Origin of the sequence: Curtobacterium pusillum, assembly GCF_013359865.1 — a bacterium.
Taxonomy (GTDB): Bacteria; Actinomycetota; Actinomycetes; order Actinomycetales; family Microbacteriaceae; genus Curtobacterium; species Curtobacterium pusillum.
In genome coordinates this window covers 115,319-137,983 of sequence record NZ_JABMCE010000074.1, presented here as the reverse complement: position 1 = coordinate 137,983, position 22,665 = coordinate 115,319, and the positions used below count along the sequence as shown (strand labels likewise).

Sequence of the window (22,665 nt, the reverse complement as noted above, 5' to 3'; positions counted from 1 at the left end):
GGCGACGCACTCCCCCGCGGGCGAGGAGCAGCACGACCGGGTCGAAGCCGCGGCGCCGCGCACCGCGTCGTGACGGCGGGACCCGGAGCAGCACGGTGCCGGGCGGTGCTTCCGCGAGCGCCGTGCGGACGAGCGCGCCGAAGCGGGTGCCGAGCGGTCGTGCGAGGTCGACGCGTCCGCGCAGCTTGAGCTCGAGGAGCACCGTGCGGACGAGTCGGGCGTACTCGAAGGCTGCGTCGAGCCGGACGCCGGCGACGAGCCGCACGCGACGCGGCTCGGCGGCGAGCGCGTTCCGGCACGCGGAGCACAGTGCACGGTCCGGTGCACCGCAGCCCGCGCAGGCGACCGGCAGGAAGAGCCCGAGCACCGCGAGGACTGCATCCTGCCAGGGTCGGTCGATCGTCGTCACGGCCACGATCCTGGCGGCGACCGGACGACGGACGCCGGCCTGTCCGTCGATCGGTGGACGCGCCTCCGGGCCAACGCCCCTGTGGAGGAGGAACCCGCCGACGCGGTCGTCAGCGCTGGATGCCGAGCACGTCGGCGGTGACGCCCGTCGTGTCCCAGCCGCCACCCGTGGACTGCAGGACCGACCCGTCCGACATCCGCAACAGCATCGACCCGCCGCTGCCCCCGGCGATCGCCGTCGCCCGACCGTCCGGTTTCGGCAGTGTGCTCGACTGCCCGCCGATCGTCGAGCGGACCACGTCCGGGCCGGACGACGTCTGACCGACCGAGGCGACGTCGGAGTCGCTGATCCAGGCGGCGCCGACCGCGTCGCCGGTGGCGGCCTGCACGCGGACGGGCGATCCGAGCGCCGTCGGCGTGCGGTCCGACCCGCGGACGATCGACATCACGTACAGGCTCGGTCCGTCGCTCGTCTCGATGAGGGCGAGGGCGCGCGTGGAGTCGCGGGACACCTGGAACGACACGAGCTCACCGGCGGGGAGGGTGGTGTTCACGGCATGGGGGTCGCCGCCGAGGCCGTAGGCGGTCACCTTCCGCGTGTTCCCGCTCGACGCGACCCACACGAACCCGAGGTCGTCGATCGTCGGCGCGACCAGGCCGTCGGTCGCGTCGATCCGCAGGTGGTTCCGGGCGCGGACCACCGTGACACCGTCGTCGTTGCCCACGGCCGCGACGGTGCCGGACGCCGAGAGGGCGAACGAGGACGGGTCGAGGCCGGCGATCTCGTCGCCCATGCCGGCGCCGAGCTCCGCGACCTTCCCGCTGCCGAGCGTCGCGTAGCCGACGGAGCCGTCGTGGTCGACGAGCGGTCGGGCGTCGACGTCGGGGTTCTGCTGGGCGTCGGATCCGCTGCCGTCCGGGACGGAGAACGTCGCGCCCTCGACGGTAATCTCGACGGACGACACCGTCGCGACGGACGCGAGCGACTTGCTGAGCTGCTCGCGCATCCGGACCTTGTCCTGACTGCTGGCGCGCAGGGCGTCGCTCGACAGGTCGACGAGGGCCGTCCCGTTGTCGATGGTGACGGCGTTGAGGGAGAGCTGCGTGCCCTCCGGGAACGAGGACACCACGGAGCCCTTGAGCCAGTCGGCCGGTCCCGCGAGCAGCGCGCTGGCGATGCGCGTGCTCGTCGAGGAACGGGCCAGGAACCATCGCTCGTCGGGCACGAGGAACTTGTACGTCGGGTCGAAGAAGTACAGCGCGTGCTGCTGGAACACGGAGTCGAAGTTCACCGGCGAGAGGATGATGCCGTCCGGCGCGTACGCGATGCGCCACTCGCCGTTCTCCCGCGTGAACTGGAAGGTCAGCGTGGACGAGGTGGGGCGGACGGCCTGGGTGTACTCGCCGTCGGCGTCCACCGTGGCGCTCGCGGTGAGCGTGTAGGTCAGTTCCCGCTCGCCGACGCGTTCCACCGCCGGGTTGCCCTGCCGGATCGTGACGCTGCGACGCGGGTTCCACTTCTCCGAGAACCCCGACGCCAGGAACTGCCGAGCGATCGCGTAGTCGTCCTGGGCACCCGTGCCCGCGGCGATGAACCCGCGGAGGATGGCCGTCTGGTCCGAGCCGGCCACGGGCTTGTCCGGGCGGTAGTCGACACCGGACAGCGACTCGTCCTTGATGGTCTGCCCGGAGCGGACCGGCCCGTCGGTGGGGATCGCGGCGCAGGCGGACACGGCGACGACGGTCACCGCGGCGAGGGCCACGGCGACGAGGTGGCGGAAGCGGGCGCGCATCAGTCCTGTTCCTCTCGGACGGCTCGTGGGCCGTCGTAGGACTCGTCGAGTTCGGGCAGCGGGATCGCGGACGTCGTGACGGCGACGCGCTCGTCGCGGGGCAGGGTGAGCACGAAGGTGGACCCTTCGCCGGGGCGGGACCAGACGTCGATGCGGCCCCCGTGCAGGTTCGCGTCGCCGAGCGAGATCGCGAGCCCCAGCCCGGTGCCGCCGATGGTGCGTTTGCGGCTCGGGTCGGCGCGCCAGAAGCGGTCGAACACGCGGGCGGCGTCCTCCGGCGGCATCCCGATCCCGTGGTCGCGGACGGCGATCGCGACGGTGCGGGCGTCGCTGTCGACGACGACCTGGACGGGTTTCGCGTCGCCGTGCTCGATCGCGTTGCCGACCAGGTTGCGGAGGACACGGCGGATGCGCTTCGCGTCGAGCTGCATGGTCGTGTGGCCGCCGGGGGTCGCGAGCTGCAGGTCGGTGCCGGCGCGTTCGGCGAGCGGTCGGAACTCGTCGACGATGTCGGCGGCGAGCGCCGCGGGGATGACCGGTTCGGGATCGAGCTGCACCGCCTGGGCGTCGAAGCGGGAGATCTCGAGCAGGTCGGCGAGGAGCAGCTCGAACCGCTCGATCTGCGCGTGCAGGAGTTCGGCGGAGCGGCCCACTGACGGCTCGAACGCGTGCCGGGAGTCGTAGAGCATGTCGCCGGCGAGCCGGATCGTGGTGAGCGGCGTCCGGAGCTCGTGCGACACGTCGGACACGAACCGCTGCTGCACGCGGGAGAGCTCGGCGAGCTGCGTGATCTGCCGGCTGACCGCGTCGGCCATGTCGTTGAAGCTCCGCGCCAGCGTGGCGATGTCGTCGCTGCCCCTCACGGGGATGCGTTCGTCCAGTCGACCGGCGGCGATCTTCCGGCTCGTCTCGGCCGCACCGCGGATCGGCACGACGACGAGGCGCACCACGAGCGAGGTGACGAGGGCGATGAGCACCATGAGGGCGACCCCGCCGATCGACAGCGTCTGCGACACGAAGTCGAGGGTCTGCTGCGCGTCGGACAGGTCGTAGACGAGGTACAGCTCGTACTGCCCGGCGCTCGGGATCTGCAGCGTCGACCCGACGGCGAGGCCGGGTTGACGTCGGCCGTCGTCCTCGAGCCGGACCGGCTGCAGGCTGAGCTTGCCGGTGTTCTTGCCGACCTCCTTCCGGAGCACGTCGGTGATGACAGCGTCCGGGAAGCCCTGGCTGGCCACGTTCTGCACGGTCTGCGGGCCGGACTGGTTCGGACTCCGCTCGATCGCGATGCTCGTGCCGCCGGGGCTCGTGGTGTTCGACAGGATCGCCTGCTGCGCCTCGCTCTGCAGGGTCTCCAGCTCGCTCTGGTTGTTGTCCTCACCCGCGGTGGCCGCGTCGAAGATGCCCTGCGCGACGATCGTCGCCCGTGCCGACTCGGACTCGATCTGGTCGCGGCGCTGCGAGTAGACGTTGTTCGAGATGCTGATCATGACGGCGGTGCCGATGATCGCGATCGCGAGGCCGGTGGTCATCACCGTGATCGCGACCGACCGGAACATCAGGGACCGACGCCACAGGAAGGCGACGGCGCGCCAGCCGCGCCGCAGCCACCGGCGGACCCGGCGACCGACGCGAGCGGTCCGCGCGCCGGCTCCGCTGCCGGGGCCGCCACCGGACGGTACGGCCGGCACGGTGCTCAGGCCCCTCCGGCCCGGTACCCGACGCCGCGCACCGTGGTGACGATCTTCGGGTTGTCGGGGTCGTGCTCGATCTTCGCGCGGAGGCGCTGCACGTGCACGTTCACCAGGCGCGTGTCCGCCTTGTAGTGGTACCCCCACACCTGCTCGAGCAGCATCTCGCGGGTGAACACCTGGTTCGGCTTCTCGGACAGCGCCCGGAGGAGGTCGAACTCGAGCGGTGTCAGGGCGATCACGGCGTCGCCCCGGCGGACCTCGTGACCGGCGACGTCGACGGTGAGGTCGCCGACGTGCAGCACCGTGGCGTCGGACGCGGTGGGGCGGAGTCGCGTGCGGATGCGGGCGACGAGCTCCTTCGGGTTGAAGGGCTTCACCACGTAGTCGTCGGCGCCGTTCTCGAGACCGGCGACCACGTCGGCGGTGTCGCTCTTCGCCGTGAGCATGATGATGGGTGTCCCGCTCTCGGCGCGGATCCGCTTGCACACCTCGATGCCGTCGATGCCCGGGAGCATGACGTCGAGGAGCACCAGGTCGGGCTTCGTCCCGTGGAACGCGTCGATGGCGTCGTTGCCGTCGGCGCTGAACTCGGGTTCGTAGCCTTCCGAGCGGAGGACGATGCCGATCATCTCGGCGAGGGCCTGGTCGTCGTCGACGACGAGGATGCGCGGTGTCATGTGATGGGGACTCCGTGTGGCGTGCGGCAGTGCCCGGTCGGCACCTGACCTCTCACGATAGCCGAGGCCCCGTCGCGTGACGTCCGACCGGATCGGATCGGCACGTGCCGGGTGCGCCCGGCGGACTGCCGTCCGGCTCGGCACCGGTGTTCGTGCGCCGCACACCGGCATGCGGGGGTTCGACTGACGAACACCGGTGTTTCGCAGGGCTCCACCCCGCGCGACCCGTTCAGTACCGGTAGTGCTCGGGCTTGTAGGGGCCCTCGACCGGGACGCCGATGTACGCGGCCTGCTCCGGACGCAGCGCGGTCAGCTGCACCCCGAGGGCGTCGAGGTGCAGGCGCGCCACCTTCTCGTCGAGGTGCTTCGGCAGCACGTACACGCCCGTCGGGTACTCGTCACGCCGGGTGTGCAGCTCGATCTGCGCGAGCACCTGGTTCGTGAACGAGTTGCTCATCACGAACGACGGGTGGCCGGTCGCGTTGCCGAGGTTCATCAGGCGTCCCTCGGACAGCACCAGGATCGAGCGGCCGGTCGGCAGGCGCCACTCGTGCACCTGCGGCTTGATCTCGACCTTCTCGACCCCGGGCAGTGCCTCGAGCCCGGCCATGTCGATCTCGTTGTCGAAGTGCCCCACGTTCGCGACGATCGCGAGGTGCTTCAGGGCGACCATCTCGTCGACGCCCACGACCCCGAGGTTGCCCGTGCACGTGATGACCATGTCCACCTGGTCCGCGACGTCCGCGAGGCGTGCGACCTGGTAGCCGTCCATCGCGGCCTGGAGTGCGCAGATCGGGTCGACCTCGGACACGATGACGCGAGCACCCTGGCCGCGCAGTGCCTCGGCCGCGCCCTTGCCGACGTCGCCGTAACCCACGACGAACGCGACCTTGCCGCCCATCAGCACGTCGGTCGCGCGGTTCAGGCCGTCCGGCAGCGAGTGGCGGATGCCGTACTTGTTGTCGAACTTCGACTTCGTCACGGAGTCGTTGACGTTGATCGCCGGGAACTTCAGCTCGCCCTTCCGCGACAGCTCGTACAGGCGGTGCACACCCGTGGTGGTCTCCTCGGTGACGCCCTCGATCTCCGCAGCGATGCGGGTCCAGCGGTCGTTCGACTCCTGGAGGGAGGCTGCCACGGTGTCGAGGACGATCTTCCACTCGGCGCTCGCGTCCGCACCGGCGTCCGGGACGTGTCCGGCGGCCTCGGCGTCGGCGCCCGTGTGGACCAGCATGGTGGCATCGCCGCCGTCGTCGAGGATGAGGTTCGGCCCGGTCCAGTCGGCGCCGGCCGCCTCGGCCTCGGCCGACCAGTCGAAGATCCGGTTGGTGCACCACCAGTACTCCTCGAGCGTCTCGCCCTTCCAGGCGAACACCGGCACGCCGGCCGGCGACTCGGGGGTGCCCGTCGGACCGACGGCGATCGCGGCGGCCGCTTCGTCCTGCGTGGAGAAGATGTTGCAGCTGGCCCAGCGGACCTGCGCGCCGAGTGCGACGAGCGTCTCGATGAGCACGGCGGTCTGCACGGTCATGTGCAGCGACCCCGCGATGCGCGCGCCCGCGAGCGGCTGCGACGCGCCGAACTCCTCGCGCAGCGACATCAGGCCCGGCATCTCGTTCTCGGCGAGGCGGATCTGGTGGCGGCCCGCCTCGGCGAGGGCGAGGTCGGCGACGCGGAACGGTGCTGCGGTACGGGCTTCGGTGGGCATGCCTCCAGTCTTCCATGCCGGGAGGCGCGGGTCGTCAGCCGACGTCGGTGACGTGGGGCGTTCCTCCAGGCCGACGCCTGTGGAGGAACGGTCAGTCGACGTCGCGCCGGAGCGGCTCGCGCCGCACCACCTGCCAGCCGCGGGGGACGCGGAGGATCGCCGCGTGGCGCGCGCACAGGTCGTAGCCGTGGGGCTCGACGCGGGTGGAGAGGGGGCCGACGACGACCATGGAGTCGGCGTAGTCGTACGTCAAGGTCGCCGCGGCACTGGCGCCGCAGGCGACCTTGCTGCAGATCCGGACGTCCATACCGCCACGACCCTATCGGAGGGGAGCGTGCGCCCCGCGCGCGTACGATGTCAAGATGCGTCGCAGGACCCGTCTCGTCACCCCGGTCGACCGAGGCCGCGGCCGCTCCCGGCACGGCCGGGGCGGCCGGTCCAGCGTCACCGGTCCGGACCTCGCACCAATCATCACGCGTGCCGAGACCTTCGACCGGATCGTCGGGGACACCGCGCACTACCTGCTCGGGCTCTGGCCGGACGAGCTCGAGGGGGTCGTGTTCCAGGTCGCGGACATGCCGACCGACCCCACGCTCCCGGACCACATGCCCCGGTGGCGCGTCGACCGCGAGCACCGCCGGGTGACGGTCTTCCGCATCCCCGTGGAACGGGTGACCCATAGTCCGGAGAAGGACGACACCGACAAGCGCGTGATCATCGAGACCGCGGTGTTCCGTGCGGTCGGCGAGCTCATCGACAAGGATCCGTGGGACCTCGCTCCCGACCGCTACCGGCACTGGTGAGACCGGCCCCGCACCGCCGTCAGGGGTAGACGCGCACCGGGGTCGACACCTGCGTCGCCGCCCGCACCGGGAACCCCGCGATGCCGTCGTCACCCATGTACGTCACGCCGGCGACGAGTCCCTTCGCGCCGGTCAGCCGCAGCTGCTTCGCCACCGGGACGATCACCGTGCTCGTGGCCCCGGCGACGACGTCCACCCGCTGGTCCTGGTCACCCGAGCGGATCGTGACCTCGGCGTCGGTGCGCGTCGGGTTGACCAGGGTGAGGCGCTGGTTGTCACCGGGCGCCAGGGCCGTGATCGTGGCGTTCCCGAGCGGCTCGGCCGAGGCGAACCAGCCCAGGTCCGTGCGGCCGTCCTCGGTCGGGGTCGTCGTCCGGGCACCCGCGACCACGGGTTCCGTCGAGCTCACGGTGAACGAGTACCGGCCGTCCGGGAAGTCGTCGAGGGCGACGTCGGTCACGACGCCGGGTTCGGCGGTGGCGTTCACGGTCGAACCGCCACCGTCGGCCGTCGTGATGCCGAGGGTGACACGGGCCGCCTTCGTGCCCGGCACGAACAGCCGGACGATCGGGGCGGCGTCGGCGGTGTCGTCCCCGCGCTGCGCCGCCTGGGCTCCCTTGAGGACGACGCCGGGGATGATCTGGGACCTCGAGGGGGCCGCCCCGCCGGAGACGATGTCGAAGCCGCCCGGGGTGAGGGTCCGGACGACCGTCTCCTGCATGTGCGCGACGATCTGGCCGCCCGACGACTCCACGTGCACGACCGTGGAACCCTGGTCGGACACGAAGCCGGACAGCGGGACGACCTTCTGCGTGTTCGGTGCGACCACGATACCGGTCGTCCCGGGCGCGCTGACCGTCCCCGAGTCGTCGTAGATCGAGAGGTCCACCGTGGCGTTCACGTCGGTCGGGTTCGACAGCGTGACGAGGCTCGTCCGCCCCGTCTCGGTGGAGCCGCCGACGAGCCACGTCGACTGGCTCGGGTCGTCGCAGGACGCTGCGCCGACCCCGACGAGGTCGCCGCTCGACACGCTCTGGTAGCTGCTGCCGGCGACCTGCGGCGTGGTCTTGCCCGCGGGCGCGGTGAGCAGGCGAGGATCACTGCCGCCGGTCGACGACGGGTCCAGCGCCGCCCGCTCGACGGTCGAGCCCGTGGTGGCGGTGGCGACCGTCGCGGAGCCGACCGTGCTCGCCTTCGTCGCGTCGTTCCCGGCGTCGTCGGACAGGCGGAGGGCGCTGCCCGCGCAGACGCGTTCGGCGTCGGCGGCGACCGGCGTCACGGTCTTCCCCGCGGGTCGGCCCGGGTCGGTCTCCGTGCCGAGCGCGTTCGCCGCGGTGACGGCGCCGGCCGCGACGACCACCGCGACGGCGGTGGCCGTGCCGCGGACGACCCAGCGGCGGACGGAGGCGGGGGTGGTGCTCATTCGTCGCGCTCCTCGTCGAAGGTGGTGGCGGGTTCCTCGGCCTCGATGACGTTCGAGGTGGCGCGGCGCCGTCGGGGTGCCGTCGGCACCGCGAGCAGGGCCGCGGCGCCGAACACGACGCCGAGGACCACGAGGTAGAGCACGTGCGTGGCGTGCGCGGCGGCCGACCCGGTCGAGGGCCGGTCGACGTCGCCCTCGTAGTGGAACAGCTGACCGCTCGTGGTCTCGCCGATGCTCGTGAACAGGGCGTTCTGGCCGATCGCCCCGGCGGCGCGGTCGTGCACCTCCCTCGCGGCGGTGTCGTCCGAGGCGTCGTCGAGCAGGACGAAGCTGACCCCGAGCTGCCGCAGTGCCGGTTCCGGGTCGTACCCGCTCCGGCTCGCGAGGTTGCCCGCCAGCGTCGCCAGCTGCGTACCGGACCGGCTCAGCGTCAGCGCGGTGGAGTCGAGCGTCGTCTGGTCGTCGAGCGTGGACCCCTGCCCGCGCTCGAGGGACACGGCGAGCGAACCGTCGTCCTGCGGTTCGACGACGAGCGTGCCGACGTCCGGGTTCGCCTGCGCCTCGGCGTTCACGTAGGCACTGAGCACCCGGCCGGAGGTCGGCTGGATGACGGCGTTGCCGAGGTAGAAGGCCCCGAGGGCCGGCGCCACGGTGACGGCCACGAGGACGGTCGCGACGAGCCCGGCGATCGGGGCGAGCCGCGGCAGCACGTCGATCCCGATGCACGCGGCGGCGACGATGCCCAGCCAGTACACCGACAGCCCGCTGCCCGGCCAGACGATCGTCGTCGTCGACCCGACGCCCGTGACCGTGACGTGCGTGGCGGCGAACGCGGTCGCGAACCCGAGCAGCGCCACGACGAGGGCCGCACCGGCGACGGCCCAGCGGTGTCCGAGCATCGCACCGATGGCGGCGACCGCGATCGGCAGCGCGAAGACGGCCATGAGGACCGGGAGGATCCACGCGGCGAGCGCGAGGCCCGACGTCGTGGGCAGCCAGCCGCTCCAGTCCGGGACCGGCTGACCGATGGCGAGCTGGAAGGCGGACGGGGCACGGGTCGCCGACGGCACGCCCGGGTCGGCGAAGACCGCGAGCAGGTTGCCGCGCGAGACCTGCGCCAGGACGAGCGGCAGGAAGAGCACGGCCGCCGGCACCGGGATGAACACGCGCCGGTGCGCCCGGCGCCAGCCGACGACGAGCGAGACCACCCAGGCGAGCAGCAGCACCGGGAGGAGCGACGGGGCCGAGGCCGCGACGACCGCGAACAGGAGGGAGGCGCCGGAGGCCCATGCCCACGAACGGTGCGCCTCGAGCACGGCGAGGAACAGCCAGGGCAGGAGCACGTGCGCGATCACCGCGCCGAGGTGCCCGCTGGTGACGGCACCGGCGAGCGTCGGGGCGATGGTGTAGAGCGCGGCGCCGATCACCGGGACCCAGGTGCGGGTCGTGACCTTGCGCACGGCGAACCAGGCGCCCATCGCCGCGAGCGGGAACGCGACGAGCATCACGAGGACCACCGAGGTGGACGGCGACCAGAAGGTGATCGAGCCGAGCACCGCGACGACGGCCGCGAACGGGTCGCTCGGTCCGGTGAAGCCCGTGCCGATGGAGTGCCAGCCGTAGCCGACGTTCTGCCACAGCCGGGCGACGTCGGTGCTGAGCGGCAGCAGACCGCCGCCGGTGAGGGCCGGGGAGCCGAGCAGCGGGTACAGCGTCACGACGCTGAGGACGGCAGCGGCCAGCACGACCCAGATGCCGCCGTCGCCGAGGAACGACGCCCGGGCGATCGGGGCGTCCTCGACCCGGGCGAGTTCGACGTCCCGGGAGGTCGTCCGACGTTCGTGCACCCGTCGCCAGCTGACCCGGAGGGGTTCGACGGCTGCCCACCCGAGCTTCTTGTTCCGTGCCAGGACCCGACGGGACCGGCCCACGCCGCCGCCGAACGCCACCGCGAACGCCGCGGCGAGTTCGGCACCGACCGCCGACGGGTGCTTCGCCACGAGGTGCCCGATCGCACGACCGATCGCGAACGGCACGAGCATGAGCCAGTGGATCCAGAGGGCGCCGGCCGGCGAGTAGGTCATCCGACGGTGCAGCTGCGCCTGCCGGTGCATGCGGACGCGTCGGCTCTCGGACACGCGCTTGCGGCCGAACTCCTCGATCGGCCCGGCGCTCGTCACGCGGGCCTCGGGGACGACGGCGACGCGGTGACCGGCGAGGCGGACACGCACGCAGAAGTCGAGCGCGGCGTCGACGTTCGGGAGCGCCGGGTCGAACCCGCCGAGCTCGTTCCACACCGAGCGCCGGACGAGCATGCCGCCCGCCGCGACCGCCATCACGTCGGTGTGCCGGTCGTGCTGGCCCTGGTCGAGTTCGTCCTGCACGAGGACGAGCGACCGGCCGAAGCGCGTCATGCTCTCGCCGAACGCGCGGATCTGGGAGCGGTCGTCGACGTCGACGAGCTTCGGGCCGGCGACGACGACGCTCGGCGCGATCTCGACGGCGGAGAGGAGGTCCGCGAGCGCGGTGGGCGACGGCGCGTTGTCGTGGCCGAGCAGCCAGAGCCACTCGTCGACGGGCTCGTCGGCGACGGCGGGCGGAGCCTCGCGCTCACCGAGCGCGACGGCCTCGCCGAAGGGACGGCCGGCCGGGAGCCGCAGGAGTTCGGCGGAGCCACCGAACGACAGGTCGGTGGTCGAGCCGTCGGTCGACCCGAGGTCGACGACGACCAGGTTCTCGGGGTGACGGGTCTGGGCGGCGAGCGCGTCCAGGGTCCGGTCGAGGTGGTCCGCCCCGTTGGCGGCGACGAGGATCGCGGTGACTCTGGGCTGCATGACGGGCGTCACTCTACGTGCCTGGAGGCGCGGCTCGGCCCGCGGACGGCGGCGCGCCGCGAACCTGTGGGAACGTCAGGCGCGCTTCCGCAGCTTGCGACGCTCGCGTTCGGAGAGCCCGCCCCAGATGCCGAAGCGCTCGTCGTTCTCGAGCGCGTACTCGAGGCACTGCGCCCGGACCTCGCACGAGGTGCAGATCTTCTTCGCCTCACGCGTCGAGCCGCCCTTCTCGGGGAAGAACGCCTCGGGGTCCGTCTGCGCGCAGAGCGAGTCGGCCTGCCACGCGAGCGGGTTCTCCTCGTCGTCGGTCTCCGGACGGCGGACACCCGGGACGCCGAGCGACACGGGGTCGACGTGCCAGTCCTCCGGTACTCCGGCGTGGAAGTCGGAACCGTTCACCCTGATCACCCCTGACGTCTCGATAACGGGACCACAACGATCGCTGTCGTTGCCTGTAATTACAGCCGTGTCATTCCCGAGAGTCAAGTCGGGGATCATAGAAGACGCTGATCGTTCCGGCGTGTCATGTCCCCCGTACGGGCGTGTCGCGAGCGGTCTGTCCGGGCTTCAGGGGACACGTCCCGCCGCCGCGCCCTCCCCCGCAGCCGCGCGCGACCGGGTCAGGCGATGCGGCGGCGGGCCTCCCAGGCGCTCGTGACCATCTCGTCGAGCGTGTGCCGCATCGCCCACTCGAGGTCGCGCGCCGCGGCCTCGCCGGTCGCGACGATGCGGGCCGGGTCGCCGGCGCGTCGCGGTGCGATCTCGGGCTCGAACGCGATGCCGGTGCCCTTCGCCATGGCGTCCATGATCTGCCGGACGCTCACGCCGTCACCGCTGCCGAGGTTGTAGGCGCGTTCGAGCCTCTCCCCGGCCTCGAGCTTCCGCGCGGCGACCGCGTGCGAGTGCGCGAGGTCCGCGACGTGGATGTAGTCGCGCACACAGGTGCCGTCGGGCGTGTCGTAGTCGTAACCGTTGATCCGCGGCGTGCGGCCGGCGAGCAGTGCGTCGAAGACGAGCGGGAAGAGGTTGTGGGGGCTCGCGTCGTACAGGTCCGGCTCCCCCGACCCGACGACGTTGAAGTAGCGCAGCGACGTCGTGGTGAAACCGGCCGCGACCTCCATGTCGCGCAGCAGCCACTCGCCGATGAGCTTCGATTCGCCGTACGGCGACTCGGGTGCCTTCGGGGTGTCCTCGACGACGGTGTCGACGTCGGGAGTGCCGTACACCGCCGCGCTCGACGAGAAGACCGCCTTGGTCACGCCGTTCTCGGCCATCGCGCGGAGCAGCGTCGCCATCCCGGTGACGTTCTGCTCGTAGGTGTGCAGGGGCCGCTCGACGGAGACACCGGCGTACTTGAAGCCGGCGACGTGCACGACGCCGGTGACGTCGTGCTCGCGCAGGGTGCGGGCGACCAGGTCGCCGTCGAGGATCGTGCCCGCGACGAACGGCACGTCCTCGGGGACGAAGGCGCGGAACCCGCTCGAGAGGTCGTCGATCGCGACGGTGTCGATGCCCGCCCCGCGCAGGGCTCGGACGACGTGGGACCCGATGTACCCGGCACCGCCGGTGACCAGCCAACTCATGCTGGCCACGCTAGCGGAACCGTCGCGGCGTCAGACCGCCGCCGCCTGCGGGTTCACGCACCCGTGGCGATGAAGACGGTGGACGCCAGGCCGCTGCCGCCGTCCGCCTCGACCGTCACGTCGCCCTCGTCCGGTGTGATGTAGCAGGACTCCCCCTGACGCAGGAGCGTCGCGGACGTCGCGCCGACGAGGGTGACGGCGCCGGCGGTGCAGATCGCGATCGACGGACCGACGAGCGGGGCCACGCCCCCGGAGCCGAGGCCGACCGGTCGGCCGTCCCCGGTCACGCGGAGCAGCGCGAACCCGACCCCCTCCGGGGCGAAGCGCTCCACGCCGGCGTCGACCCGCTCGGGCGCGAGCACCGGCGCCGGGTACGCGGTGAAGTCGAGGACGCGGAGGAGCTCCGGGACGTCGACGTGCTTCGGCGTGAGGCCCCCGCGGAGGACGTTGTCGGACGGTGCCATCAGCTCGATGCCGAGGCCGTCGAGGTAGGCGTGGATGTTCCCCGCGGGCAGGTACATCGCCTCCCCGGCCGCGAGCGTGACCCGGTGCATGAGGAGCGACACCACGATGCCGGGATCGCCGGGGTAGCTCGTGGCGAGGTCCCGCACGGTCGACGTGTTCGGGGTCAGCGCCTCGTCGGGCAGGGCTGCGGCGAGGTCGCTCACGGCCTGCACGACCGCGAGCGCCGAGGAGTCGGCGGTCTCGAGCCAGCGGACGGTGTCCTCGAGGCCGTGCTGCAGGTGCACGGTGAGCGGCCCGAGCCGACCGGAACCGGCGTCGAGGGTCTCGACCTCGGCGAGTGTCTCGGCCACCGGACGGAACCCGCTCAGGGCCTCGAACCGCTCGCTCAGCGCGACGACGAGCTCGGGCTTCGGGAACGGGTCCTTGTAGTTCCGGGCGGGATCGTCGATCGGCACGCCGGCCGCTTCCTCGCGCTCGAACCCCTCGCGCGCCTGCTCGGGTGTCGGGTGCGCCTGCAGGGACAGCGGAGCGGCGGCGGCGAGGACCTTGAGCAGGAACGGCAGGCCGGTGCGGTCCGGGCCGAGCGCGCTCTGCGGCTCGGCGGCGATCCAGTCGCGGAGCGTGTCGGCGCCGCCGACCATCGCCGGGTTCACGACGACGCTCGGGCTCCCGGGGTGCGCGCCGAGCCAGAGTTCGGCCTGCGGGGCGCCGGTGACGGTACGGCCGAGGAGCTCGGGGATCGCGGTGACGGACCCCCAGGCGTAGTCGCGGGGCGTGTTCGTGATGCCGAGGAACATGGACCGAGCCTATCGGCGCTGACACTAGACCCTCCGCGATGCCTGCAAGCACGGTGGAGTCGCCGACCCGACGGTCCCTCCGCACCCCGTCGCCACGCACGACGGATCCGACCCGCTGGGACATCCAGGGACTCCGGGCCTTCGCCGTGCTCGCCGTCGTCCTCTACCACCTCTGGCCGAACCGGCTGCCCGGTGGCTTCACCGGTGTCGACGTGTTCTTCGTCATCTCGGGTTACCTCATCACCGGGCACCTGCTCCGCGAACTCACGGCCGCGGGCCGGATCGGGCTGGCCGGGTTCTGGTCGCGGCGGGCGAAGCGGCTCCTGCCGGGAGCGTTCCTGACCATCGCCGCGACCGGTACCGCCGTGCTGCTCTGGGTACCGAGCGCCCTCTGGGGCCAGTACGGACGCGAGCTCATCGCGTCGACCGTGTACGTGCAGAACTGGCAGCTCGCGGCGGACTCGGTGGACTACCTCGCGCAGGGCAACCAGGCCTCGCCGTTCCAGCACTTCTGGTCGCTGTCGGTCGAGGAGCAGTTCTACATCGCCCTCCCGCTCCTCCTGCTCGCAGCGCTCTGGCTCGTCCGCCGCGCGCTGACGCGCCGCGTCTCCGCGACCGTCGTGGTGCGGGTGGTCCTCGGGACCGTCGTGGTGCTCTCCCTCGCCTGGTGCGTCGTGGAGACCCGGTCGGCGTCGGGGGTCGCGTACTTCTCCACCGCGACGCGGGCGTGGGAGTTCGCCCTCGGTGGACTCGCCGCGACGGTCCCGCTGGCCGTCCCGCACACCGTGCCCGCACGGGTGGTGCGGGTGGTCGGCGCATGGCTGGGAGCGTCCGGCCTCGTGCTCTCGCTGTTCGCGATCGGCCCGTCGACGCCGTTCCCCGGCATCGCGGCTGCGCTCCCGGTCGTCTCGGCGGGTCTCGTCGTGCTCCTCGGCGGACACTCGGGCCTCGAGCGGATCGGCCGGTTCGCGCCGATCGGGTTCCTCGGTCGGATCTCGTACGCCGTCTACCTGTGGCACTGGCCGGCGGTGGTCATCCTGCCGATCGCGCTCCGCCACGAGCTCACCACGAAGGACAAGGCCGCGATCCTCGTCGGTGCGCTCGTGATCGCCTCGGTCACCACCCTGTGCGTCGAGGAGCCGCTCCGGTTCTCCCGCTGGGTGAAGACGCTCCGGCCACGGCGCGTGGCCCTCTACGGCCTCCTGAGCACCGTCCTCGTCGTCGCCCTCGGCGCGGCGTCGCTCACGGCCCTGCACGTGCAGCAGGTCCAGGCCGCCGAGTTCCAGCAGCGGGTCAGCACCGGCGACGTCCGCTGCTTCGGCGCCGCCGCCCTGATCTCCTCGGCCGACCCCTGCGTGAACCCGGCCCTCGCGGACGTCCGCGTACCGGCGGCGTCGAACGCGTTGGACGACGACGCGAACCGGGCACCGTGCTGGTCGAACTCGTCGAGTGTGTTCAAGGTGTGCAGCCTCGGGCCGAAGTCCGGGTACACGAAGCACCTCATCGCGATCGGCGACTCGCACAACAACGTGTTCGTCGACACCTACGAGCGGATCGCCGAGGAGCACGACTGGCGGATCGACGTCGCGGGGCACGTGAGCTGCTACCTGACGACCGCGCGGCAGTTCGCGAACAGCCAGAAGCAGATCGACGACTGCGACGGCTGGAAGCAGAACGCCGTGCAGTACCTCCGGACGCACCCGGACCTCGACGGCGTCATCGTGACGCACTCCAGCGGGAACGGACCGGTGCTGCCGAGCGGCGGACGCTCCGCGGACGACACCGTCGTCGACGGCCTGGTCGACGCCTGGCAGTCGGCGGCCGACGCCGGGATCCCGATCGTCGCCATCCGGGACAACCCGGCCGCACGCGCCGACGTCGTCGCCTGCGTCGGACAGATGACCGGCCCGACGACGGGCGCCTGCGACACCCCGCGGAAGGAGGCCCTGCGCCCCTTCGACGGCAGCGAGCAGGCGGTCGCCCGGATGGACGGGGCAGCACGGCTGGTCGACCTGACCCGGTACTACTGCACCGACACGGTCTGCCCGGCGGTGATCGGCGGCGTGCTCGTGCACCGCGACGCGACGCACCTCACCAACACGTTCGCCGTGACGCTCGCGCCGTACCTCGGCGACGACATCGCCGGCGCCCTCCGCTCGATGGACCGGTGACGCCCGTGTGCCCGGCCACGGCCGGTACCCTGGCGTCGTGACGAACACCTGGCCGCTGTCGCGCGGGACCGTGCCCGAGCGCGAGGCGTTCGCGCTCGCGGCGTCCGTGCTGTTCGTCCTGTTCGCCGGCGACGCCGTGCCGAACACGCTCACCTGGGTGGGCGCCGGGATCCTCTGGGCCGCGGTCGCCGCCTGGGGCGTCGCCGTGCTGGTCCGGGCACGTCCGCCGATCACCCGCACCCCGCGGTCGCTCTGGTTCTTCCTCGCCTGGTGCCTCGTGTCGGTCGCGTGGTCGCACTGGCGTCCCGCAACGCTGGCGAGCATCACCGTCCAGGTGATCTGCGCCGCCGTGGCCTTCGCGATCGCGTCGACGCTGACGTGGCGCCGCATCCTCGACGCCCTCAGCCTCGCGATGCGCTGGGTGCTCATGCTCTCGCTCGTGTTCGAGGCGATCGTCGCCGTGGTCGTCCGGCACCCGATCGCCCCGATCTGGACCGACTACGGCGACCGCGACATCCCGGACGCCTTCTACTTCTCGCGCGCCGAGCTCTTCACGGGCGGGCGCATCCAGGGTCTGCCGGGCAACGCGAACCTCCTCGCGATGGTCGCCCTGCTCGCGGCGATCGCCGTGGCCGTCCAGTTCGCCGAGGGCCGGATCGGACGCAACCGCGCGATCGGGTGGCTCGTGGTGGCGGGCGGGGTCCTGCTGCTCACCCGGTCGTCGACCGTCCTGGCCGCCGCACTCGTGGTCGCGGTGTCACTCGTCGTCGCGCTCTGGATCCGGCGCGTGCCCACGGAACGCCGGACTCCGCGGTACCTCGTCGTGCTCGTGGTGGCCGTCGTGGTCGGCGTCGTCGCCTTCCTCGCCCGCGGAGCCGTCTCGGAGCTGCTCGGCAAGGGCGCCGACGCGACCGGTCGCGGCGACATCTGGCAGCACGTGCTCGCGCTGATCCACCAGCACGTCGTGGTCGGGTGGGGCTGGATCGGGTACTGGTGGCCGGACATCCCGACGCTCGCCGACCTGGCGCACCGCAAGGGCGTGACGTACCTGCAGGCGCACGACGCCTACCTCGACGTCTGGATGCAGACGGGCGTCATCGGCCTGCTGCTCTTCGCGCTGTACGTCGTCACCACGCTGAGCCGCTCGTGGTCGTCGGCCACCCGCATCGGGTACGACCGGACCCTCTCGCCGAGGCCGTTCGAACCGGTGTCGCTGCTGCCGCTCCTCGTGGTCGTGGCACTGCTCGTGCAGTCGATCGCGGAGTCGCGCTTGCTGTACCAGGGCAACTGGGTCCTCTTCGCCATCATCGCGATCAAGTCCCGCATCGTGCTCGTCGGCGAGGAACCCCGGTCCACCGGCGACGGCCCGCGCACCCCGCCCGCCAAGCGCGAGTTCCGCCGCCCCGTCGCCCGCTGACCGGTCGGCCGGGTCAGCGCTCGAGCAGTCGCGCGCAGGGCACCTCCGCCGACCACGGAGCCGTCCGCACGTCCACGACGCGTGACCGCTCGCCGTCGCACGCCGCTGCCGCTGCCGGGATCTCGTCGGCCCAGACCGGTCCCACGCTCCGTCTGGTCGCGCCGGGTCCGAGGTTGCCCACGGCCGCCGCGACGACGAGCGTGACCACGCACCAGCCGGCCACCACCCCGACGACGCGCACCGCGCCTCCCGTCCGGACCCGCTGCACGCCCGCGCCCATCGGTGCGCGCCACCCGATCAGCACGCTCGCGGAGACGACCGCCGCGGCCAGCAGGAGCAGGCCGGACGCCGCCGCGTAGCGCTGCGGCGGGACGGCCTCGAGGGCCGCGACCGGGTGCGACCAGTGCTGAGCCGCCCCGGCGTTGGCGAGCAGCGCCGCCCACCAGACTCCGCCGGAGGCGACGGCGAGCGCGACGATCATCCAGCGGGCGCGCCACGTCCCGACCAGGAGCGCACCGACGACCACGAGGACGAGCGCTGCCAGCGGCACGAGGACCGGCGCCCAGCCGTGCGCGACGACGAGCCGGACGGCGGCGGCCACGTCGCGGTCCCACGCGCCGGCGAAGGGCTGCAGCACCCAGCCGCCGACGACGTCGGCGAACGCGGGCGAGCCCGGCTCCGAGATCCGGCGATCGGTGAGCGCGACGACGACCTGCGCCCCGGCGGCGACCAGGGCGACGGCGGTCACCGGGACGGCCCTCGGCCAGGCGCGCGTACCGGCACCGTCCCGGAGCGGGAACCACGCGAGCAGGAGCAGCGGCAGGAACAGCACCGCCTGCAACTCGGTCAGGACCACGAACCCGGTGAGCACGGCCACGGCGGCGCTCCCCCACCACGCCCGCGACCGGTGGGCGAAGCACCACGGCGCGGCGAAGAGCATGAACCAGTGCAGGTTCGCGGCGTTGCCGGCGATCTCGTACGGGGCGAGCGGGAGGAGCGCCGGGACGGCGGCGAGCAGCAGTCGGATCGGCCAGGAGGGCACGAGGTCCCGGGCGAGGACGAACACGACGGCGGCGACCACGCCGACCACGACGCACGCGCCCGCCGACACCACGCGGGCGTAGTCCTCGACCGGGAACGCCCAGCCGACGTCGACGAGCAGACGCGGCACGAGGTGCAGGTACCCGGCGTACGGGTGCAGCAGCGAGTCGAGCGGACCGAGGGCGACCCGGTCGCGCAGGAAGACACCGCCGTCCTCCGCCCAGACGGTGCCGCGGGTGACCGGACCGAGCCGCCACCAGACGAGCGCGGCGGTGCCGGCCCCGACCACGAGCGTGGCGAGCACACCGAAGACGACACGTGCCGTCGCGGTCCGGGTGCGGTCCATCGTCCGCTGACGCTAGCGGAACCATCGCGGATCGGTGATATCGACGCTCCGCTATCACGCCGGCTCCGAGGTGCGTACGCCAAGATGGTCTGGTGACGGACGGACGGCTGACGAAGCGTGTGCTCGCCAGGCGCTACCTCTCCGCCTGGATCGGGTTCTCGGCCGGCGGCAGGTTCAGCCAGGCGCTCGCGACCGTGATCGTCCTGTTCGCCTTCGGACAGCCGACCGTCCAGGCCCTCGTCGGCCAGGCCGGTGTCTGGTCGGTGCTCGTCACCCTCTTCGTCCTCGCCGGGCTCAGCCTGCTCGGCCAGCGCTACCGGATCGAGTGGCACGGGGTCCTGCCGCTGTCGCTCATGGCCTTCGTCGGGTACTGCGCGCTGAGCGTGCTCTGGAGCGAGTACTCCTGGGTGGCGCTCCGCGGGCTCGTCGGGACGGTGTGCTTCATCGGACTCGGGCTGTACCTCGCGCTGGGCCGCGACCTCGTCCAGGTGATCCGGGCCTCGGGCGACGCGTTCCGCATCCTCCTCGTCGCCGCCCTCGGGCTCGAGGTCCTGTCCGGTCTGGTCCTCGACGTCCCGATCCCGGCGTTCGGCATCCAGGGGAACATCGCGTACGGCGGACCGATCCAGGGCATCGGCGGCACCCGCAACTTCATGGGGTTCATCGCCGCCATGGCGCTCGTGACGTTCGTCGTCGAGTTCCTCACCCGCTCGGTGACGATGTGGCGCGCGATCGCCTCCACCGCCCTCGCGGTGATCGCGCTCATGCTGGTGCAGTCCCCGATCACCGGCCTCGCGATGATCGCCCTGGCCGTGACCGCCCTCGCGCTGTGGTCGCTGCGCCACGCGCGACCGACGACGCGACCCGTGGTGAACGGGGTGCTCGGCGGCTCGGTGCTGCTCATGATCGTCGTCGGGGTGATCGCCCGCCACCGCGTGCTCGCCGAGATCGGCGCGGCCGGTGGGACCGCGACGCGACTCGACCTCTGGTCCCAGATCCGGGTCTTCGTCGCGCAGTTCCCGATCCAGGGCTGGGGATGGGTCGGGACGTGGCCGCACGAGGCGGTCGTGCCGTACGTCACGTTCATCGACCCCGCCGGGGCCCGGTTCACGTCCGGGCTCAACGCGTTCGTCGACGCCTGGCTGCAGATCGGCCTCGCCGGCACGATCATCCTCGGGATGACGGCGCTGCTCGCGTTCGCCCGGGCCTGGGTGACCGCGACGACCTTCCCGGGCGTCGCGTACGTCTGGCCGGCCGCGGTCCTCGTGCTCCTCGGGGTCACGAGCACCGCCGAGAGCTACCTGCTGCACGGTGCCGGACTCATGGTCTTCGTGGCGGTCCTGGTGATCGCGGCACGCCGGCGGTCGTGGCGGCGGCACCTGCCGCGCGGCTGACGCCCGGCCTGGAGGCGCGGTGCGGCTCCGGCGAGCCCGTCCCGCCCGCCGCGGGTCACCGCTCGACGTGTGTCCGGAGACGCACATCCGCAGAGGTTCCATGGCTTGCATCCCGCCGTCCCCCCTAGACTGCGATCGGCCGTCAGGGGGACGGCCCTCGCACGAGAAGGACCTCCATGCGCCTGCAGCACCGGATCGCCCTCGTCCTCGCCGCCGTGGTCGTCGCCACCGGCTTCGCGGCCGTCGGCCCCGCCACCACCGCGAACGCCGCGGCTCCCACCACCGGCCGCTACACGCCGCTCGACACGACGCGGGTCTGGTCCGGCAGCGTCGGCACCACCGCGAAGGTCATCACGATCGCCGGTCACGCAGGCGTCCCCTCGACCGCCACGGCCGTGGTGGTGAACGTCGAGGTCGAGAAGCCCACGGCGGCCGGGTACGTCCGCGTCACGCCCCGCGGGGTCGACGCCCGGGTGGCCACGCAGGAGTTCAGCGCCCGTCAGACGATCTCGAACCTGGCCACCGTCCGGCTCGCGCAGGGCGGCATCCAGGTGAAGCTCTCCGCGGGGAGCGGCACGGTCTACCTCGACGTGTCCGGGTACTACGCGAACGGGTCGGGCGCCACGTACACCCCGCTCGACGCCGCGCGGGTGTTCCAGCAGAAGGTCGGCACCTCGGCCGTGCGGGTCCCGCTCGCCGGCCGGGGCGGCATCCCCACGAACGCGACCGCCGTCGCCGTGAACACCGAGGTGGGGACGCCGACCGCCGACGGCTACGTGCGGGTGACCCCGGCCGGCAAGGACGCCGTCGTCGCCGCGCAGGTCTTCACCCGGGGCACGACGATCTCGAACCTCGTCATCGTGAAGCTCTCCGGCGGCGCGGCCCAGGTGAAGGTCTCCCGCGGTACCGCGACGGTCTTCATGGACGTCGCCGGCTACTACGCGAACACGACGACCGGATCGGTGTTCGTCCCGATGGACACCGTGCGCGCCTACGCGGGCCCGGTGTCCACCACCGCCCGGACCGTCCGGGTGGCAGGTACCGCCGGTGTCCCCGGCACGGCGACCGCGATCGTCGCGAACGCCGAGACCGAGCAGACGACGGCCGCCGGGTACCTGCGCCTCACGCCGGCCGGTCAGGACGCGCAGGTCGCCACGCAGGTGTTCGGCGCGCGGCAGGCGGTGTCGAACCTCGTGATGACGAAGGTCGTCGGGTCCCCGACCGACCGCCGGGTGCAGGTGAAGGTGTCCCGCGGGTCCGCCGTGCTCGACCTCGACGTCGCCGGGTACTTCGTCGACGGCTCCAGCGGCTCGGGGTTCGGCGCGGACGTCTCCTGGCCGCAGGGCGGTTCGACGTCCGGGTACCCGACGGGTCAGGCGTTCGGCGTCGTCGGCGTCAACCACGGGCTCGCGACCACCACGAACCCGTACTTCGCCCAGCAGCTGGCATGGGCGCAGGCCTCCGCCGGGGGCACCTCGCAGCCGAAGGTCCAGCTGTACGTCAACACCGCGAACCCCGGTCAGGCGTTCAAGGACGACCCGACGTTGTCGCGTGCGTCGTGGCCGACGAGCAACGTCGACCCCGGCGGCTCTTCGGCGCCGAACCCCTACGCGGCGTGCACCACCGGCACCGCGGCGCTGACGTCCACGGGGTGCTCGTGGATGTACGGCTGGAACCGCGCCTACGAGGACGCGCAGGAGCGTGGCGTGTCGAACCCGGCGTCGTACCGCTGGTGGCTCGACGCCGAGACGGACGGCTCGTGGCAGAAGACCACCACGCTGAACCGCGCCACGCTCGAGGGAATGACCGCCTACTTCACCGGAATCGGCGCCCAGGTCGGGGTGTACTCGTCGCCGAGTGAGTGGACGACCCTGTTCGGGACGGTCCCGTCGACGAGCACGCTGTACAAGCTGCCGACCTGGCGTGCGATCGGCAGTGCCACCGCGGCCCAGGCGCAGGCGGCGTGCTCCGCCGCGCCGTACGTCGCCGGCGGCAGGACCACGATGGTCCAGTTCGTGTCCGGCGGCTTCGACCGTGACGTCAGCTGCGTCTGAGACGCCCCACGATCGGACGGGAGGCACGTGGCGGCGCCGCCACGTGCCTCCCGTCCG

17 protein-coding genes are annotated in these 22,665 nt (G+C 72.4%); 5 read left to right on the top strand and 12 right to left on the bottom strand.

The window, feature by feature from the left end; translation table 11 throughout:
- The 6 genes from HP507_RS09125 to HP507_RS09100 form a co-directional block, all read right to left on the bottom strand.
- On the bottom strand, positions 1 to 409 hold a 409-nt coding region (locus tag HP507_RS09125; RefSeq protein ID WP_420890010.1), incomplete at its 3' end, for a ComF family protein.
- Positions 410 to 518: 109 nt separating this feature from the next.
- Entirely contained in the window at positions 519 to 2,201 is a 1,683-nt protein-coding gene (locus HP507_RS09120) for an LpqB family beta-propeller domain-containing protein (protein ID WP_175351471.1), read from the bottom strand.
- Positions 2,201 to 3,892 carry an MtrAB system histidine kinase MtrB gene (mtrB, locus tag HP507_RS09115; protein ID WP_271207204.1) on the bottom strand — a complete coding sequence of 564 codons (1,692 nt, stop codon included), beginning with the start codon at positions 3,890 to 3,892 and terminating at the stop codon, positions 2,201 to 2,203. The genes HP507_RS09120 and mtrB overlap by 1 nt, the downstream gene beginning before the upstream one ends.
- Before the next feature lie 5 nt (positions 3,893 to 3,897).
- Complete coding sequence (mtrA, locus tag HP507_RS09110) at positions 3,898 to 4,572, bottom strand: MtrAB system response regulator MtrA (RefSeq protein WP_175351470.1); 675 nt, start codon at positions 4,570 to 4,572, stop codon at positions 3,898 to 3,900.
- Positions 4,573 to 4,801: 229 nt separating this feature from the next.
- A complete protein-coding gene (gene ahcY / locus HP507_RS09105) occupies positions 4,802 to 6,280 on the bottom strand; it encodes an adenosylhomocysteinase (protein WP_175351469.1) in 1,479 nt (492 codons plus the stop codon).
- Positions 6,281 to 6,371: 91 nt separating this feature from the next.
- Entirely contained in the window at positions 6,372 to 6,587 is a 216-nt protein-coding gene (locus tag HP507_RS09100; protein ID WP_175351468.1) for a DUF3499 family protein, read from the bottom strand.
- A gap of 55 nt (positions 6,588 to 6,642) precedes the next feature.
- Here HP507_RS09100 and HP507_RS09095 point away from each other — a divergent pair, with 55 nt between their 5' ends.
- The gene (locus HP507_RS09095) at positions 6,643 to 7,083 is read left to right on the top strand and encodes a metallopeptidase family protein (protein ID WP_175351467.1); all 441 of its coding nucleotides are present in this window, start codon (positions 6,643 to 6,645) and stop codon (positions 7,081 to 7,083) included.
- A 19-nt stretch (positions 7,084 to 7,102) separates the two neighbouring features.
- Here HP507_RS09095 and HP507_RS09090 read toward each other — a convergent pair whose 3' ends face one another.
- The 5 genes from HP507_RS09090 to manA form a co-directional block, all read right to left on the bottom strand.
- Positions 7,103 to 8,506 carry a DUF5719 family protein gene (locus HP507_RS09090; RefSeq protein WP_175351466.1) on the bottom strand — a complete coding sequence of 468 codons (1,404 nt, stop codon included), beginning with the start codon at positions 8,504 to 8,506 and terminating at the stop codon, positions 7,103 to 7,105.
- The gene (locus tag HP507_RS09085; RefSeq protein ID WP_175351465.1) at positions 8,503 to 11,340 is read right to left on the bottom strand and encodes a glycosyltransferase family 2 protein; all 2,838 of its coding nucleotides are present in this window, start codon (positions 11,338 to 11,340) and stop codon (positions 8,503 to 8,505) included. The genes HP507_RS09090 and HP507_RS09085 overlap by 4 nt, the downstream gene beginning before the upstream one ends.
- 75 nt (positions 11,341 to 11,415) lie before the next feature.
- Complete coding sequence (locus HP507_RS18180) at positions 11,416 to 11,748, bottom strand: WhiB family transcriptional regulator (RefSeq protein ID WP_376985119.1); 333 nt, start codon at positions 11,746 to 11,748, stop codon at positions 11,416 to 11,418.
- 212 nt (positions 11,749 to 11,960) lie between these two features.
- A complete protein-coding gene (galE, locus tag HP507_RS09075) occupies positions 11,961 to 12,923 on the bottom strand; it encodes a UDP-glucose 4-epimerase GalE (protein WP_175351463.1) in 963 nt (320 codons plus the stop codon).
- A 53-nt stretch (positions 12,924 to 12,976) separates the two neighbouring features.
- Entirely contained in the window at positions 12,977 to 14,185 is a 1,209-nt protein-coding gene (gene manA, locus HP507_RS09070) for a mannose-6-phosphate isomerase, class I (protein ID WP_175351462.1), read from the bottom strand.
- Positions 14,186 to 14,223: 38 nt separating this feature from the next.
- Here manA and HP507_RS09065 point away from each other — a divergent pair, with 38 nt between their 5' ends.
- Positions 14,224 to 16,356, top strand: a complete 2,133-nt coding sequence (locus HP507_RS09065) for an acyltransferase family protein (RefSeq protein ID WP_175351461.1) — start codon at positions 14,224 to 14,226, stop codon at positions 16,354 to 16,356.
- Between the two features lie 37 nt (positions 16,357 to 16,393).
- Entirely contained in the window at positions 16,394 to 17,773 is a 1,380-nt protein-coding gene (locus tag HP507_RS18385) for an O-antigen ligase family protein (RefSeq protein ID WP_175351460.1), read from the top strand.
- Between the two features lie 13 nt (positions 17,774 to 17,786).
- Here the strand turns inward: HP507_RS18385 and HP507_RS09055 are convergent, their stop codons facing one another.
- The gene (locus tag HP507_RS09055; RefSeq protein ID WP_175351459.1) at positions 17,787 to 19,160 is read right to left on the bottom strand and encodes a hypothetical protein; all 1,374 of its coding nucleotides are present in this window, start codon (positions 19,158 to 19,160) and stop codon (positions 17,787 to 17,789) included.
- Between the two features lie 92 nt (positions 19,161 to 19,252).
- On the opposite strand from HP507_RS09055, the gene HP507_RS09050 reads away from it, so the two are divergent.
- Positions 19,253 to 20,554, top strand: coding sequence for an O-antigen ligase family protein (locus HP507_RS09050; RefSeq protein ID WP_175351458.1), 1,302 nt, complete (start codon positions 19,253 to 19,255; stop codon positions 20,552 to 20,554).
- Between the two features lie 176 nt (positions 20,555 to 20,730).
- On the top strand, positions 20,731 to 22,608 hold the full coding sequence (locus HP507_RS17880; RefSeq protein ID WP_254701021.1) for a glycoside hydrolase family 25 domain-containing protein: 1,878 nt from the start codon (positions 20,731 to 20,733) through the stop codon (positions 22,606 to 22,608).
- Positions 22,609 to 22,665 lie beyond the last annotated feature (57 nt).

Excerpts from the sequence above, each read along its gene's own strand:
- HP507_RS09095 (WP_175351467.1), top strand. The coding sequence starts at position 6,643 with ATGCGTCGCAGGACCCGTCTCGTCACCCCGGTCGACCGAGGCCGCGGC.
- manA (WP_175351462.1), bottom strand. The coding sequence starts at position 14,185 with ATGTTCCTCGGCATCACGAACACGCCCCGCGACTACGCCTGGGGGTCC.
- HP507_RS09085 (WP_175351465.1), bottom strand. The coding sequence starts at position 11,340 with ATGCAGCCCAGAGTCACCGCGATCCTCGTCGCCGCCAACGGGGCGGAC.
- mtrA (WP_175351470.1), bottom strand. The coding sequence starts at position 4,572 with ATGACACCGCGCATCCTCGTCGTCGACGACGACCAGGCCCTCGCCGAG.
- ahcY (WP_175351469.1), bottom strand. The coding sequence starts at position 6,280 with ATGCCCACCGAAGCCCGTACCGCAGCACCGTTCCGCGTCGCCGACCTC.
- HP507_RS09065 (WP_175351461.1), top strand. The coding sequence starts at position 14,224 with ATGCCTGCAAGCACGGTGGAGTCGCCGACCCGACGGTCCCTCCGCACC.
- HP507_RS09090 (WP_175351466.1), bottom strand. The coding sequence starts at position 8,506 with ATGAGCACCACCCCCGCCTCCGTCCGCCGCTGGGTCGTCCGCGGCACG.
- HP507_RS17880 (WP_254701021.1), top strand. The coding sequence starts at position 20,731 with ATGCGCCTGCAGCACCGGATCGCCCTCGTCCTCGCCGCCGTGGTCGTC.
- HP507_RS09100 (WP_175351468.1), bottom strand. The coding sequence starts at position 6,587 with ATGGACGTCCGGATCTGCAGCAAGGTCGCCTGCGGCGCCAGTGCCGCG.
- galE (WP_175351463.1), bottom strand. The coding sequence starts at position 12,923 with ATGAGTTGGCTGGTCACCGGCGGTGCCGGGTACATCGGGTCCCACGTC.
- HP507_RS09120 (WP_175351471.1), bottom strand. The coding sequence starts at position 2,201 with ATGCGCGCCCGCTTCCGCCACCTCGTCGCCGTGGCCCTCGCCGCGGTG.
- HP507_RS09055 (WP_175351459.1), bottom strand. The coding sequence starts at position 19,160 with ATGGACCGCACCCGGACCGCGACGGCACGTGTCGTCTTCGGTGTGCTC.